Consider the following 14,002-nt stretch of genomic DNA (forward strand, 5'->3'; position numbering starts at 1 on the left):
ATAAGAGGATATATAGAAAAATAGAACGGAAAATAGAAAAAAAGCCAGATACATGAAAATCATGCATCTGGCTTGCTATTATTATTTCTTGAAGAAATCCGGTATCTTGATAGACTGTTCCTTCACCTTGCTAGTTGGGGTTCTTGGCGTCTCTAAGGATGGCGTAGTTCCTCCTACCGGACGCTTTGCCGCATTGGTAGTGCCGCCGCCTTTCGTAGGCGCCATGCCAAAGTCGATCCTTGGAGATGCCTGGGAAGTCTGCGCCGGCTGTACCGGTCTTTCATATCCCTGGGCATGCGTCGCCGCTGTATGCGGCACGGAAGAAACTCTTGGGTTTTCAAGTCTTGCTTTTAGTTTGGAAGCGCTTCCTCCCACATTGTGAAGGCCTGTGGCAATAACCGTAATGGTCGCCTCATCCGCCCTGGAATCATCATACATGGCACCGAAGATGATGTTGGCATCCTCTCCTGCCAGTTCCTGTACATACTCTGCCGCATCCGATGCATCCATAAGGGTGATATCGCCGGATACGTTAATGATGACATGAGAAGCTCCGGCAATGGTTGTCTCAAGAAGCGGACTGGCAACAGCCTGCTTAACTGCCTCAAGAGCCTTATCATCGCCACGTCCCTGTCCGATACCGATATGCGCGATTCCTTTGTCCGTCATAACCGTCTGGACATCGGCAAAGTCAAGGTTGATAAGCGAAGGTACATTGATAAGGTCTGTAATACCCTGGATACCTTGCTGCAATACTTCATCCGCCTTCTTAAGGGCTTCCGGCATAGTGGTGCGTCTATCTACTACTTCCAGCAGTTTATCATTCGGGATAACAATCAGAGTATCCACGCTTTCTTTTAATTTTTCAATTCCCGCAAGGGCATTGTTCATACGTGTCTTTGACTCGAAGCGGAAAGGCTTTGTCACAACGCCTACCGTCAGCGCACCCTGTTCTTTCGCAATCCGCGCAACTACAGGCGTCGCTCCGGTACCTGTGCCGCCGCCCATGCCGCAGGTTACGAATACCATATCCGCGCCTTTTAATGCGGCTGATATCTCCTCTGCGCTTTCTTCTGCTGCCTTTTCTCCAATCTCGGGCCTTGCGCCTGCTCCCAGTCCTTTGGTAATCTTGTCCCCAATCTGCATAAGCGTCGGAGCCTTACATAACTGCAATGCCTGTTTATCTGTATTAATAGCTATAAATTCAACACCGGCAATCTGCTCGTCGATCATTCGGTTGACAGCGTTATTTCCGCCCCCTCCGACTCCAACAACAATTATTTTTGCCGCTGCTTCTGATTCGTTCGTTTTAATTTCTAGCAAGGGTTTCTCCTCCTTTGTTATCCTTATTATATATTATACATCCCGTATATAAAGCAAATGAAAAAAGTTCAGTCTGCCATATATAGTATATAATATAGACTTTTGTATAAAATATCAATAGAATTACAGTATTTTTCTTATTTTTCTTCCGGAAATTCTCCAATATCAAAGGTAATTGTCTCAGTTGTCTCGGAATAATTTTCTAAATGAAGAGTTCCTTCCTGATCTCCCAGTTTTTCCATGATTGGGGCAATCTGCGCAATCTGCTCGGAAGATACGTTTTTTCCCAGGCTTACGCATACTTTTCCGATATACAGATAGATCTTGTCATCCTTACATACGATACGATCCGTAGACAGCTGATACTTCACGACTTCCTTGGACGTCTCCAGTATTTCTTCAAATATCCTGGTATCATCGCTCCTTAACTGCTTGTACAGCTTAATATCCTTTACCTCGATCCCCTCAATGCATGGCAGGCCCTCAATCAGGGATGACGACTCCGAAACCACCAGCCCCGCCTTGTCAAAATATGCATAATCCTCTCCATTACGCACATATCCTACGATGGGCTTCTCCTTCACCGTAACCTTGAGTACCCAAGGAGCCTTAAGTCCAACTTCCATGCTTTCCAGACAGGGGAGCTGCTCTCCGTATCCCAGCGCGTATTTTCCCAGAATATACAGCGTATTAATGGAATATTTATCACTTTGCACCGTATCGACAATCTCCTGATCCGTGCAATATTCATTGCCGCTGATCTCTATCTTCTGTACATAAAAAAGAATCAGAACGCCCAGCGCGATAATCGCGATTCCCAGCAGAAGGACCACCAGCGCGTACAGGCGATGGGACTTCTTCTTTCTTTTTCCCGGCTTTTCCTCTTTCTGACGCTTTTCTTTTCCCATGGTATATACTCCCTTTTTATTCTTTTCATCTTATCTGTTCTATTTTACCAGAGAAGACACGCTTAGTACAAGCCCCATTTCCAAAAGCAGGAACACCACCGACGTTCCCCCGTAGCTGACGAAGGGAAGCGTAATTCCCGTATTGGGTATGGTATTGGTTACTACTGCTATATTAAGGATGACCTGAATCATCATATGCGCCATGGCTCCCGTCGCGATCAGGGCTCCGAATAAGTCCCTGGCGTGAGTGGCGATCACGAAGAATCTCCAGATAAGGATCAGGAACAGGATTAAGACAAATCCTGCTCCAAACAGGCCCAGTTCTTCGCAGATGATCGAGAATATCATATCATTCTGAGCCTCCGGGACGAAACCGAGTTTCTGGACGCTCTGGCCAAGCCCCCGTCCAAACAGGCCTCCAGAGCCAATGGCGTAGAGTCCCTGCAAAGTCTGGTATCCTTTCTCATATGCCTCCGGATTCCTCCAGATGGCGAGACGCTCCAGACGGTAGCTCTCAAGCGCCAGGAAGATCGTCATGAATCCAATGCCCAAAAGCCCCATGAACACAAACTGCCCGTACTTAGGGCTGGCCACGAATACCAGGATGACTCCGATTCCCAGAATGATGATGGCCGTGCTCAAGTTGCTGGCTCCTACGAGGCCGACGATAGGCAGGATCATAGCCATCACCTTGATCATCGTACGCATCTTTCCCATATTCTTTATATCCTTCGTTATCACATGGGCCAGAAACAATATCACCGCAACCTTGGCAAATTCGGAAGGCTGAAAAGAAAAAGGCCCCAAAGACAACCATCTTTTGGACCCATTATACTCATCGCCTACAAATATGACTGCAACCGACAGAAGGATTGCCGTAAAGTATCCCAGCACAGCCACATGCCTCCACCAGTGATAGTCCATATTGGCTACCACAAACATCCCGGCAATACCCAGAAGCATGGCAAAAGCCTGCTTCTTTAAATAGTAAAATGAATCATGGAACTTTACTTCTCCGTTGTATGCACTTGTACTATACAGGATCACCAAGCCCATGATGATAAGAAGAAGTAACGCAGCAAGAAGCGTATAATCATGCTTCGAATTTCTTTTTTTAGATTGTGCCAATCTATGCCACTCCTTATAAGGAATTTACAATCTCTTTGAACTTCTCTCCGCGTACTTCATAACTTGGGAACATATCCCAGCTTGCGCATGCCGGCGATAGCAGTACTGCATCCCCTGGCATGGCGATCTTCGCTGCCGTAAGCACCGCATCTTCAAATGTATCTGCAAACAGGTAATCCTTGAATCCGCAGGCATCCGCATCTTTTGCGATCTTTTCCTTCGTTGCCCCAAGAAGCACCAGTTTTTTCACTTTTCCGTCAAAACTTTCAATCCAATCCGTGTAGGCGGAATCCTTGTCGTATCCTCCTCCGATCAGCACTGTCGGCCTGTTCATGGCCTGGATGCCTTTGATCGCGGCATCTGGGTTGGTACCCTTGGAATCATTGTAATAGGCGACCCCGTTCTTCTCCGTCACATATTCGATCCTATGCTCTACTCCTCTGAACTCCTTGATGCTTTTGCGGATCGTCTCCATAGGCACGCCATAGACATAAGCCATAGCAACGGCTGCCATCACGTTCTCGTAATTATGGGTTCCAAGAAGCTGCAGTTCATCTACACGGCATACGCTGACTTCTTCGCCGTTTCTATAGATGATATTGCCATCCTCAAGATAGATTCCCTTTTCTAGTTTACGCTGGCTGCTGAAATATAGAACCTGTGCTTTGACTTTCTTTCCAAATTCTCTTGTCAGGCTGTCTTCATAATTCAGGATGCAATAGTCCTGCGGCCCCTGATTTCTGGCAATGTTCTTTTTCGCGTTCACATAGGCTTCCATGGTATGGTGTCGATTGAGATGATCCGGCGTAAAGTTAAGAATCGCGCTCACCTTCGGGCGAAAGTCCACGATGCTTTCCAGCTGAAAACTGCTCATCTCGGCTACCGTAATCGTATTTTCATTCATCTGTCCTGCCACGGCCGTATAGGGATTGCCTATATTGCCGACAATGTATACATTATCCTGATAATTCTTCATGATCTCGCCCAGCAGGGAGGTCGTCGTGGTCTTTCCATTGGTGCCGGTGATTGCCAGAACATCGCCTTTGCCAAACGCATACGCAAGTTCTACCTCGCCGATTACCTGGATGCCCCGCTTTCTCATCTCTACTACCACGGGAAGGTCTGTAGGAACGCCGGGACTTAAGATTACCATATCCAGGCCATCCAGCAGTTCTTCCGGAAAACTTCCCAGTACCACCGATGTCTTCGGGCCTCCTCCAAGGCTGCTTAGCAGTCCTGCTTTATCCAATTTCTCATTGCCGTCATACAGCACCACCTGCGCGCCATGCTGCGCAAGCAGTTTTGCTGCTCCTATTCCGCTGATTCCAGATCCAAACACCAGGACTTTTTTCTCTTTTACTTCCATAGATATCCTCCTACATAGCCATTAATGCAATCAGGCACAGGATTGCCGTAATAATAGAAAATACTGCCACTACCTTTGTCTCAGACCATCCGCACAGTTCAAAATGATGATGTATCGGCGCCATCTTAAAGAACCTCTTGCCGCCGGTCTTTTTAAAATATGTCACCTGGATCATGACAGACGCCACTTCCACCAGATACACCAGGCCTACAATAATGATAAATATGGGCATCTGCAGCATATATGCCGTGGATGCCACGAATCCTCCCAATGCCAGGGAGCCTGTATCTCCCATGAACACGCTGGCCGGATATACATTAAACAGCAGGAAGCCAAGAAGCGCTCCTACTACCGCGCACGTGATTGGCGAGATGCCGCTCTTGGTTCCGATCGCAACCACCGTGAAGAATGTGGCTACCAGCACGGTTACGCTGGAAGCAAGGCCATCCAGGCCGTCCGTAAAGTTTACGCCGTTTACGGTTCCGATTACCGCAATGAACATGACCGGAACTGCAAGCCAGCCTATATTCAGATATTTTCCGCCGGAAAACGGAAGCAGCATCGCAAGGGATACATCCGTAAATTTCAGGATATAGAATGCAAAGATAGCGGTAACAACAATCTGCAGGGCCATCTTCTGCTTCGGGTACAGTCCGTCCGAACGCCTCATCACTACTTTCAGGTAATCATCCAAAAAGCCAATCAGGCCAAATCCCAAGGTTACAAATAATATAGGAAGGATCTTTGGATAATCCTTGATGTAGAACACAGAAGTAATCACAATACTCAGGAGTATGATGACGCCTCCCATGGTAGGCGTCCCTGCCTTCTTAAGATGGGACTTCACGCCGTCTTCCCGCTCTGTCTGGCCCATTTTCAGCCTTCTTAATATCGGTATGATCACCGGCCCCATAATTACGCACAATGCAAAGGATATCAACACTGGTATAAATACTTTATAATCCATAATCCACCTCTTCGTCTCTTTTGTTAATCAGGCAATTTCTTAACCTTACCTAGTATACTTCATTTCCTATTGTTTTTCAATGCCAAGATAGGGCAATATATTCTCAAATATATTCCCTACGACAGGCGCTGCGATCGTCCCGCCATAATAGACTCCCTGCGGATTATATATGACGCACATCCCCAGCACCTGCGGGTTATCCGCCGGTGCAAACCCAATGAACGAAGAGATATATTTATTGGCGCTTCGCGGCAGTGTCTGGGAGGTTGCTGTCTTTCCTCCGATCCGGAAGCCTTCCACCTTGGCGTTTTTTCCGGAGCCTTCGGATACTACGCTCTCCAGAAGCATGCGCATAGTAGCGGAAGTCTCTTCTGATACGATATTCTTCTTTTCCTTGTAGCGAAATTCTTCTACTTCTTTTCCTTTCGAATCCAGGACTCTTACTCCGAAGTGGGGCGTCACTCTTCTTCCTCCGTTGATCAAGGAACTGACCGTCGTTGCCATCTGCATCGGCGTAATCTGGAAGGACTGGCCAAAACTCATCGTCGCCAGTTCCACAAGCCCTATATTCTCCTTCTTATGCATGATCGTGCCCGCCTCGCCCGGAAGGTCTACGCCCGTCATATCCATCAGGCCGAACTGCCCGAAATAGTCGTAGAACCGATCCACGCCCAGCCTCAGCCCGATATCAATAAACACCGGATTGCAGGAATTCTGGATGCCCTGGACAAAAGTCTCTGATCCATGCCCTCCTACTTTGTGGCAGCGGATCTTACGGTCCTCCACCACCCGGTATCCGGGACAGCTAAACGTATCATCCAGATGAACCACGCCTTCCTCCAGACAGGCGGATGCAGTGATGATCTTAAAGGTGGACCCCGGCTCGTAGGTATCATTGATGCATCCATTCCTCCACATCTGATTCAGCGCATCCTGCTTCTTCTCGTCCGTCATGGACTCGCCGTTTTCTTCGGTGTTCAAGGTGAAGGGCTCGTTCAGGTTGAATTCGGGCACATTTACCATGGCAAGGATCTCCCCGTTCTGTGGATTCATAAGCAGGATAGCCACCTTGTCTGCCTGCTTTTCTTCCATTACCTTTTCCGCCATCTGCTGGGCATACATCTGGATATTATAATCCAGGCTTACCTGAAGCGTATTTCCTGCCACCGGCTCCACCCGATCTTCCGCTACCCCGTCAAGTTCCACGCCTCTGGCATCCGTTGTCGTCAATATCGTTCCATTAATTCCCTTTAAATATTCCTCATATTTTACCTCAAGTCCGATAATTCCCTGGTTATCTCCTCCGGTAAATCCAAGGACTTTGGAGGCCAGCTCGTTATAAGGATAGTATCGTTTGAAATCTTCATCTACCTTCACGCCTTCCAATTCCAGGTTCCGAATCTTATCCCCGGTGGCCTTATCCACATTCGCCTTGATCCGCTCCATAGAAGACACCTTCTCTACCCTGGCCCTCACCGTCGCCTCGTCCATCTCAAGGGCAGCGGAAAGTTCCCGGATTACGGTTTCCGGATCCTTTACCTGGCTATGGATCACAGAGATGGTGCAGACCGTCTTATTGGTAGCCAGGACGGTGCCTCCCGCATCCACGATCTCCCCTCTGGCTGCCTTGATCTCCCGCTCCCTCTCATGAAGGGCTTCCGCCTTCTTCTGGTAGTATTGGGCATCAAATACCATCAGATAGACCAGCCTCCCCACCAGCGCCAGAATAATTGCAGCCGCGCAGATGAATACTACGAATATCTTTTTCTTGTTATACGTTTTATTCTTCATATTGAAAAAACCTCACAAAAGCCGTTTCTATAATTTATTATGGCTTTTGTAAGGTTATTCAGCTAATTTCCCTCAGCGTCCGCTGATTTCTCTATTCCCAGATAAGGGAAGATCTCCGTCATGATCTTGGAGGACAGTTCTGTGGCATAGGAACTGGAGGCCTGTCCCGGCACGTTTGGCTCATCTACGACTACATATACCACGACCTCCGGATTTTCCTGGGGTGCATATCCGATGAAAGATACCAGATACTTTCCGTTACCCCTGGGCAGCTTCTCAGCGGTTCCTGTCTTACCGCCCACATCATAGCCTTCTACAGCCGCCAGGGAGCCGGTACCTTCCTGAACAACGCCCAGCATATAATCTTTCAGGATATCGCTGGTCTCCTTGGAAACCGTCTTCTTCATCAATACAGGATCCCGGTTCTCCGTTACGTTGCCGTTGTCATCCTGTATCTGCTTTACCACATGCGGCTTATAATAGTCCCCTCCATTGATCAGGGAGCTGAAAGCAGCCACCATCTGGGTCATCGTCACATTAAAGTTCTGGCCAAATGCGTTGGTAGCAAGGCTGGCCGCATCCATATTCTCAGGCGTATACAGAAGTCCTTCGGTAGATCCTTCTCCTGGAAGGTCAATCCCGGTATATTCTCCAAATCCAAATAGTTTCTGATAACGGCAGAATTCTTCCGTGCCAATACTCTGGCCAATCTCCATCAGCGCAACGTTACAGGAATTTTCAAGAGACTGCTTCAACGTCTGCGGGCCGTGTCCATCCCTGTTGCTACAGTGGATGTCGTGGTCGCCTACATGAAGCACGCCGCCACATACATAATTCTCGTCCCCGGTCAGAATCCCGGTTTCCAGTCCTGCGGCAATGGTAAATGGCTTGAATGTAGAGCCCGGCTCGTAGGTATCGCTGATGCAGAAATTATTCCACAGTTCATTCAGTTTTTCGATCTTTTCATCATCCGACATTGCGGCGAGTTCTTCTTCCGAGTAATATTTTGATATATCCCTTGGATTGTTCAAATCATAATTCGGATAGGAGGCTTCTGCAAGGATCTCCCCATTTTGAGGGTTCATTACGATAACCGCCGTGTTCTTGCTTCCCTCGCCCGGAGTCGTCTCATTCTTGTGCGCATCATTAAATTCCAGAATGTGCTTTTCCACGATATTCTGCACCTGGAGGTCAATGGTAGAGACCACCGTGCTGCCATTATCAGCCTCTTTGACCGTACGCTCGAAGGAGGAACTGTCATCCAGATACCCATACTCTCTTCCATCCGTTCCGTTGAGGATGGAATTATAGGATGCCTCGATCCCATTGCTGCCCACATTCCCATCGACGGTAAAGCCGATAACATCGCTGGCAAGCGTGCTGTAAGGATAGGTCCTGATATAATCTTCTTCCAGCCAGATTCCTTTCACATCCGGATATTTCTTGTCATCCTTGTCTATTTTCTCAAATTCTTTCGCCTTGGCGTAATCCACGCCTTTCTGCAATATATTATATCTGCTGGACGGGCTCTTATCCATCAGTTCCCGCACCTTGTCTTCTTCGATTCCAAAACAGTCCTTCAGCACTTCAATCGTCGGCTCGATATAATCCTTATCGCTCATCATCACCTTCACATCCAGGATCACGTTATAGACCCTTTCGCTGGTTGCCATCTTCGTGCCGTTGCGGTCCACGATATCTCCCCTTTTAAAAGGAATGGTCCGGCTGTCATACTGCTGCTGATCCAGGACCACCTTCGTGTATTTGTCTCCGCTGGCTGCGTTGATATAGGTGATTCTGCCAACTAAGAAAACAAAAGCTAGTACAATTGCCACGAAGAGCATTACTAGCTTTTTTTGCATTAGTTTGGAAAATCTTTTCTTAAAGAAAGTTTTTGTCTGTTTTGCCATATTTCCACCTATTTAGAATTCTTGTCTGACTGGGCTAGCACGCCGTCTTCTGGAATGTTCTCATACTGCTTCACATAATCTGTGGCAGGATTGTCATATTCTACAACCTGCTCCGGCGAAGCATATACCATTCCCAGATCCGTCTGTGCTTTATCGCGTATCTCGTCCAGATTGACGGAATCCATAATCGCATTATACTTGGTATTATTCTCTTCTTTCATATCCGCCAGTTCTTCCTGCATCGCAGTAATGTTCTTGGAACGGCTGGTAATCCTGGACTGAAGCTGGACATAATTGACACACACGATCAATGCCATCAATGCTGCCACTGTCAGGAAAACCACGTATGCGGAACTCATACGGAGGGCTTGTCTCCTATTTCTGCGCACCTGGCGGCTTGTCCTTTTCTCTGGTCTTTCGGGCGACTTTTCATGGCGTCTCGGCTCATATGCCGGCTTTGTTACCACATTGCCATATACATACATCTGTGCGGACGCGCTGTTTCTTTCACTGCTTCTTCTTGCGTACTGCTGTCTGCCTGCTGAATAATTCTGTCTTGCTGCCATGTCTGTCACCCCTTTCTATCTTCTATCTATCGGCACTTATCTTCTCTCAAAGATGCGAAGCTTCGCGCTCTTTGAGCGGCTGTTTGCCTCCATCTCTTCCTCGCTTGGAAGGATGGGCTTTCTAGTAACAATACTCCCCTTTGATACATTCCCGCATACGCACACGGGAAAATCCGGCGGACAGGTGCAAGGATTCTCATTCTTCTTGAATGCGCTCTTTACAATCCTGTCTTCCAGCGAGTGGAACGTGATAATGCATAGCCTTCCACCCGGATTCAATAGTTCGATCATGTCGTCCAGCGTATCTCTTAGAACCTCCAGTTCCCGGTTCAATTCAATGCGGATAGCCTGGAACGTCCGCTTAGCCGGATGTCCAGACTTCTTCTGGTACTTCATTGGTATGGCCCCTCTGATAATCTCTGTCAGCTGGCCTGTCGTCTCGATGGGACCTTTGCCGCGCTGGGCTACGATATGCTTGGCAATGTTCTTGGCAAACTTATCCTCCCCATAATCTCTGATCACACGGTAAAGGTCCATCTCGCTGTAGTCATTGACGATGTCCCTGGCTGTCATCTTCTGACGTGTATCCATCCGCATGTCCAGAGGCGCATCTTCTCGATAGGAAAATCCACGTTCTGCCGTATCCAATTGATAAGATGATACGCCCAGATCCAGGATGATTCCGTCGACCTTGTCAATTCCCAATTCATGGAGCCGCGACTTCATATCACAATAGTTGCTCCTGACTATGGTGACTTTCTCCCCGAAGTCTTTTAAGCGGGCGCCTGCAGCCTCGATGGCCGCTGCGTCCTGGTCTATTCCTATAATACTCCCCTTTGTTCCGAGGCATGTGCATACTTCATAGGCATGTCCGCCTCCACCAAGCGTCCCATCTACATAGATGCCATCCGGCCTGATGTTTAATCCATTGATTGTCTCATCCAGTAATACTGACTTGTGTTCGAATTCCATATCTTCTCCCTCTAGATACTGAATCCGCTGGCTTCCATATCAGATGCAATATCTTCAATGTTAAGTTCCACTTCAGCATTCTTTTCATCCCATCTTGCTTTGTCCCAAATCTCGGCACGCTTCCCCATGCCGATGAACACTACTTCTTTATCCAATTTGGCAAAATCTCTCAGAACGGAAGGAATAAGCGTTCTCCCCTGCTTATCCAGATCTCCGTCGGTTGCGCTCCCTATAAAGAAGTAAGCAAGCGCGCGGGCTTTTTTATCTGTGGTCGTGGGTAAGGCGTTAAGTTTCTCTTCAAAGGTGTTCCATTCGTCTTCCGGGTATACATAGAGGCAATTTTCCATTCCTTTTGTTATGACGAAATGCTCCCCTAAATCGTCACGAAACTTGGCCGGAATGATCAATCTGCCTTTTGTATCAATATTATGACTGTACTCCCCTTTCAACATAAGAACTCACCTTCTCCCAGTGGTCTTCCACTTATCTACCACTTTGCTCCACTTCTCACCACTTTCTACCACTTGAAACCATTGTAAACTACTTTTTTATTGTTTTCAAGCCCTTTTTATAATTTTAGGCAAAAAAATAACGGGCAGAATTTCTTCTGCCCGCAATCGCGTCTGTCTTGCTGCTATTCACCTGCTTCAGCCGCATCGGCAAGGTTCTGCGTCAGATCATTGACAGCAGTATAGTCAATCTGCACCTTATCCTTCGGCTTGTTGGATTCATACGTTCCATAGGCGGAATACCCGATCCACCCGATCAATACAAGTCCCACGACTCCCACCACGCATTTGCGCAGGATGTTCTGGAACTTTTCTTTTTTCAAATTCTTCTTACGGTTTGCTTTTTCCTTCTTATATCTATCTACTTTTTCCTGACTCATAATTTCCGGCTCCTTCTTTCCAGGCTAGAAATATTCTATCACAATCCTGCGGATTATACAACCACAATTATGCCTCCATCGGATGCATACATGCTGCTGATTCCCGCCGTATCAAGGATCACCACATCCCTGAACTGCGCCTTTGCCATCAGCATCTCTTTCACATATTCCGCTCGGTCCGGGCAGTTGCAATGGGAAATCGCCAATATCTTATCCTTGGAATTCTTCAGATTCTCCACCACGTGATCCGCCATCTTCATCAGCGCTTTCTTGACTCCTCTGGCCTGTCCCAGCTGCTTGATCACTCCATCCGCAGTAGCGCCCATAACCGGCTTGATGTTTAGCGCCGTGGCCACGATTGCCTTAAGGCCTGTAAGCCGTCCGTTCTTTCTTAGCGTCTCCAGAGTCTCCAGTACAAAATATGTGTCCTGCTGGGCGATATATGCTTCCACTTCGTCTACGATATCCTGAAACTCCATGCCTTTTTCCTCGCACTCGGCAATCTTCATGGCTATCAAAGTCTCTCCCACTGATGCGGACCGTGAGTTAAACACATAGATATCTTTTTCTCCATGCTCTTCATGATACAGATTCTTCCCCAGCATGGCGCTATTGTAAGAACCGCTTAATTCTGCCGATAAGGTTACCGCGTATACATGATCCGCATCACAGCAGTACCCTTGCATATATCTTTCCGGAGATGGGCAGGATGACTTGGGACATTCCGGCGATGATGCCACCAGTTTCAGAAAGCCCGCCTGGTCAAATGACTCGTCATCAATAATATGACGTCCTGCTACATCTATCTCTAATGATGCCGTCTCAAAATACCCGGACGCCTTCATATCTTCTGTCAATTCTCCACAACTGTCAACAATGATCTTATAACTCATATCGTTCCTCCCGGCATGCCGACATCTATACATTTTAGCATGTCATCTATTTCTATTATATGTAGTTTTGAATACTACATTATTCATCATAGCATATTTATGCCAGAAAGAAAAGTATTTTATTCGCTGATTTTGATTCTCTGCGATACCCCCAGCGCAATCCCCATCTCCGCCATCAGAAACAGAATCGAGGTTCCTCCGTAACTGATAAACGGAAGCGTGATTCCCGTCGTAGGAATCAGATTGATGACAACTGCCACATTCAATACTACCTGGAGGGCGATATGGGCAAAAATTCCTGTTACGATCAAGGATCCATAAAGGTCCGGCGCATTCTGGGCAATAAACAGAAGCCGAAACAGCAGCATTCCGAATAGCACCAGGACGATGATCGCTCCAAACACGCCCAGTTCCTCACATATAATAGAAAGAATCATATCATTCTGCACTTCAGGAATGATCATCTTCTGCGCGCTGTTGCCCAGTCCCTTTCCAAAGAATCCTCCGGAACCAATGGCATAGAGAGCCTGCATGATCTGGTATCCACCCTCTGAGGCATGGTCTTCCGGATTCAGCCATACCAGAATTCTTCGCAGACGGAAGTTCTCGCTGGTTGCAAGCGCCATTCCCAGTATCTTCACTCCTACCAGAATCACTGCCAGTCCGGCAATAACGATGGCAATAAAGGGCTTCGTCTTTGGATGCACGACGAATACCATGATGCATGAGATTCCCATAACGATAATGGCAGTACTTAGGTTATCTGTAAGAAAAAGAACGCAGGCTGCAGAGAAGCCGCCCCACAGGAGAACCTGTCCAATACCTCTTAGCGTCTTTATCTCCTTGCCCATCTTGCAGATCAGCACCGGTATGAACAGAATCACTGCAATCTTCGCAATCTCCGATGGCTGCAGCTGCTGGTCAAATGGAAGCTTGATCCATCGCTTGGCGCCATTTACTTCTTTCCCGAGAGGCGTCTTTACCAGAAGCATCATGAATACGGAGAAGAAATAAATCGGCTTTGCCCATTTAATATAGACATGATAGTCGATCTTCATAACGATATACATGCCGATAAATCCAACGATGCAGAACAGGATCTGCCGCTTAAAATAATGCATGCTGTCCCCATAGCTTACCAAAGCGCTGTAGGCGCTTGTGCTATACAGCATCACCAGGCCAAAGCAGGACAGGAATATCAGCACGGCCAGCAAGCTATAGTCAAAATAACTGACGGTATTTGTTCGCTTTTTTCTTGTTTCTTTTTTTCTAGCCATATTTTACACTCC

At 47.4% G+C, this 14,002-nt stretch carries 13 protein-coding genes; all 13 read right to left on the reverse strand.

What is annotated here, in order from left to right; all coding sequences use genetic code 11:
* Positions 1-81: 81 nt before the first annotated feature.
* The 13 genes from ftsZ to K0036_RS12035 all read right to left on the reverse strand — a co-directional run bounded on the left by ftsZ (position 82) and on the right by K0036_RS12035 (position 13,990).
* A complete protein-coding gene (ftsZ, locus tag K0036_RS11975; RefSeq protein WP_173694612.1) occupies positions 82-1,323 on the reverse strand; it encodes a cell division protein FtsZ in 1,242 nt (413 codons plus the stop codon).
* Positions 1,324-1,460: 137 nt separating this feature from the next.
* Positions 1,461-2,231, reverse strand: coding sequence for a cell division protein FtsQ/DivIB (locus tag K0036_RS11980; protein WP_025643098.1), 771 nt, complete (start codon positions 2,229-2,231; stop codon positions 1,461-1,463).
* 39 nt (positions 2,232-2,270) lie between these two features.
* The gene (gene ftsW, locus K0036_RS11985) at positions 2,271-3,359 is read right to left on the reverse strand and encodes a putative lipid II flippase FtsW (protein ID WP_173694614.1); all 1,089 of its coding nucleotides are present in this window, start codon (positions 3,357-3,359) and stop codon (positions 2,271-2,273) included.
* Positions 3,360-3,372: 13 nt separating this feature from the next.
* Positions 3,373-4,725, reverse strand: a complete 1,353-nt coding sequence (gene murD / locus K0036_RS11990) for a UDP-N-acetylmuramoyl-L-alanine--D-glutamate ligase (protein ID WP_025643096.1) — start codon at positions 4,723-4,725, stop codon at positions 3,373-3,375.
* A 10-nt stretch (positions 4,726-4,735) separates the two neighbouring features.
* Positions 4,736-5,692: a phospho-N-acetylmuramoyl-pentapeptide-transferase gene (gene mraY / locus K0036_RS11995; RefSeq protein WP_025643095.1), complete on the reverse strand. Its 957-nt coding sequence runs from the start codon at positions 5,690-5,692 to the stop codon at positions 4,736-4,738.
* 66 nt (positions 5,693-5,758) lie between these two features.
* Positions 5,759-7,483 carry a peptidoglycan D,D-transpeptidase FtsI family protein gene (locus K0036_RS12000; protein WP_220429810.1) on the reverse strand — a complete coding sequence of 575 codons (1,725 nt, stop codon included), beginning with the start codon at positions 7,481-7,483 and terminating at the stop codon, positions 5,759-5,761.
* Between the two features lie 62 nt (positions 7,484-7,545).
* Entirely contained in the window at positions 7,546-9,393 is a 1,848-nt protein-coding gene (locus K0036_RS12005; protein WP_173694616.1) for a peptidoglycan D,D-transpeptidase FtsI family protein, read from the reverse strand.
* 8 nt (positions 9,394-9,401) lie between these two features.
* Positions 9,402-9,959: a hypothetical protein gene (locus tag K0036_RS12010; RefSeq protein ID WP_025643093.1), complete on the reverse strand. Its 558-nt coding sequence runs from the start codon at positions 9,957-9,959 to the stop codon at positions 9,402-9,404.
* A gap of 36 nt (positions 9,960-9,995) precedes the next feature.
* Positions 9,996-10,931, reverse strand: a complete 936-nt coding sequence (gene rsmH, locus K0036_RS12015; RefSeq protein ID WP_220429811.1) for a 16S rRNA (cytosine(1402)-N(4))-methyltransferase RsmH — start codon at positions 10,929-10,931, stop codon at positions 9,996-9,998.
* A gap of 11 nt (positions 10,932-10,942) precedes the next feature.
* Complete coding sequence (gene mraZ / locus K0036_RS12020) at positions 10,943-11,383, reverse strand: division/cell wall cluster transcriptional repressor MraZ (RefSeq protein WP_220429812.1); 441 nt, start codon at positions 11,381-11,383, stop codon at positions 10,943-10,945.
* A 182-nt stretch (positions 11,384-11,565) separates the two neighbouring features.
* Complete coding sequence (locus K0036_RS12025) at positions 11,566-11,820, reverse strand: hypothetical protein (RefSeq protein ID WP_025643091.1); 255 nt, start codon at positions 11,818-11,820, stop codon at positions 11,566-11,568.
* 53 nt (positions 11,821-11,873) lie between these two features.
* Positions 11,874-12,713: a DegV family protein gene (locus tag K0036_RS12030; RefSeq protein WP_025643090.1), complete on the reverse strand. Its 840-nt coding sequence runs from the start codon at positions 12,711-12,713 to the stop codon at positions 11,874-11,876.
* Between the two features lie 119 nt (positions 12,714-12,832).
* The gene (locus K0036_RS12035; RefSeq protein ID WP_025643089.1) at positions 12,833-13,990 is read right to left on the reverse strand and encodes an FtsW/RodA/SpoVE family cell cycle protein; all 1,158 of its coding nucleotides are present in this window, start codon (positions 13,988-13,990) and stop codon (positions 12,833-12,835) included.
* Positions 13,991-14,002: the final 12 nt, after the last annotated feature.

Origin of the sequence: [Clostridium] scindens, assembly GCF_019597925.1 — a bacterium.
Lineage (GTDB): Bacteria > Bacillota > Clostridia > Lachnospirales > Lachnospiraceae > Clostridium_AP.

Bases quoted from the DNA above. Each gene is read 5' to 3' on its own strand.
- K0036_RS11980 (WP_025643098.1), bottom strand. From the start codon at position 2,231: ATGGGAAAAGAAAAGCGTCAGAAAGAGGAAAAGCCGGGAAAAAGAAAG.
- murD (WP_025643096.1), bottom strand. From the start codon at position 4,725: ATGGAAGTAAAAGAGAAAAAAGTCCTGGTGTTTGGATCTGGAATCAGC.
- mraY (WP_025643095.1), bottom strand. From the start codon at position 5,692: ATGGATTATAAAGTATTTATACCAGTGTTGATATCCTTTGCATTGTGC.
- K0036_RS12000 (WP_220429810.1), bottom strand. From the start codon at position 7,483: ATGAAGAATAAAACGTATAACAAGAAAAAGATATTCGTAGTATTCATC.
- K0036_RS12005 (WP_173694616.1), bottom strand. From the start codon at position 9,393: ATGGCAAAACAGACAAAAACTTTCTTTAAGAAAAGATTTTCCAAACTA.
- K0036_RS12010 (WP_025643093.1), bottom strand. From the start codon at position 9,959: ATGGCAGCAAGACAGAATTATTCAGCAGGCAGACAGCAGTACGCAAGA.
- rsmH (WP_220429811.1), bottom strand. From the start codon at position 10,931: ATGGAATTCGAACACAAGTCAGTATTACTGGATGAGACAATCAATGGA.
- mraZ (WP_220429812.1), bottom strand. From the start codon at position 11,383: ATGTTGAAAGGGGAGTACAGTCATAATATTGATACAAAAGGCAGATTG.
- K0036_RS12025 (WP_025643091.1), bottom strand. From the start codon at position 11,820: ATGAGTCAGGAAAAAGTAGATAGATATAAGAAGGAAAAAGCAAACCGT.
- K0036_RS12030 (WP_025643090.1), bottom strand. From the start codon at position 12,713: ATGAGTTATAAGATCATTGTTGACAGTTGTGGAGAATTGACAGAAGAT.
- K0036_RS12035 (WP_025643089.1), bottom strand. From the start codon at position 13,990: ATGGCTAGAAAAAAAGAAACAAGAAAAAAGCGAACAAATACCGTCAGT.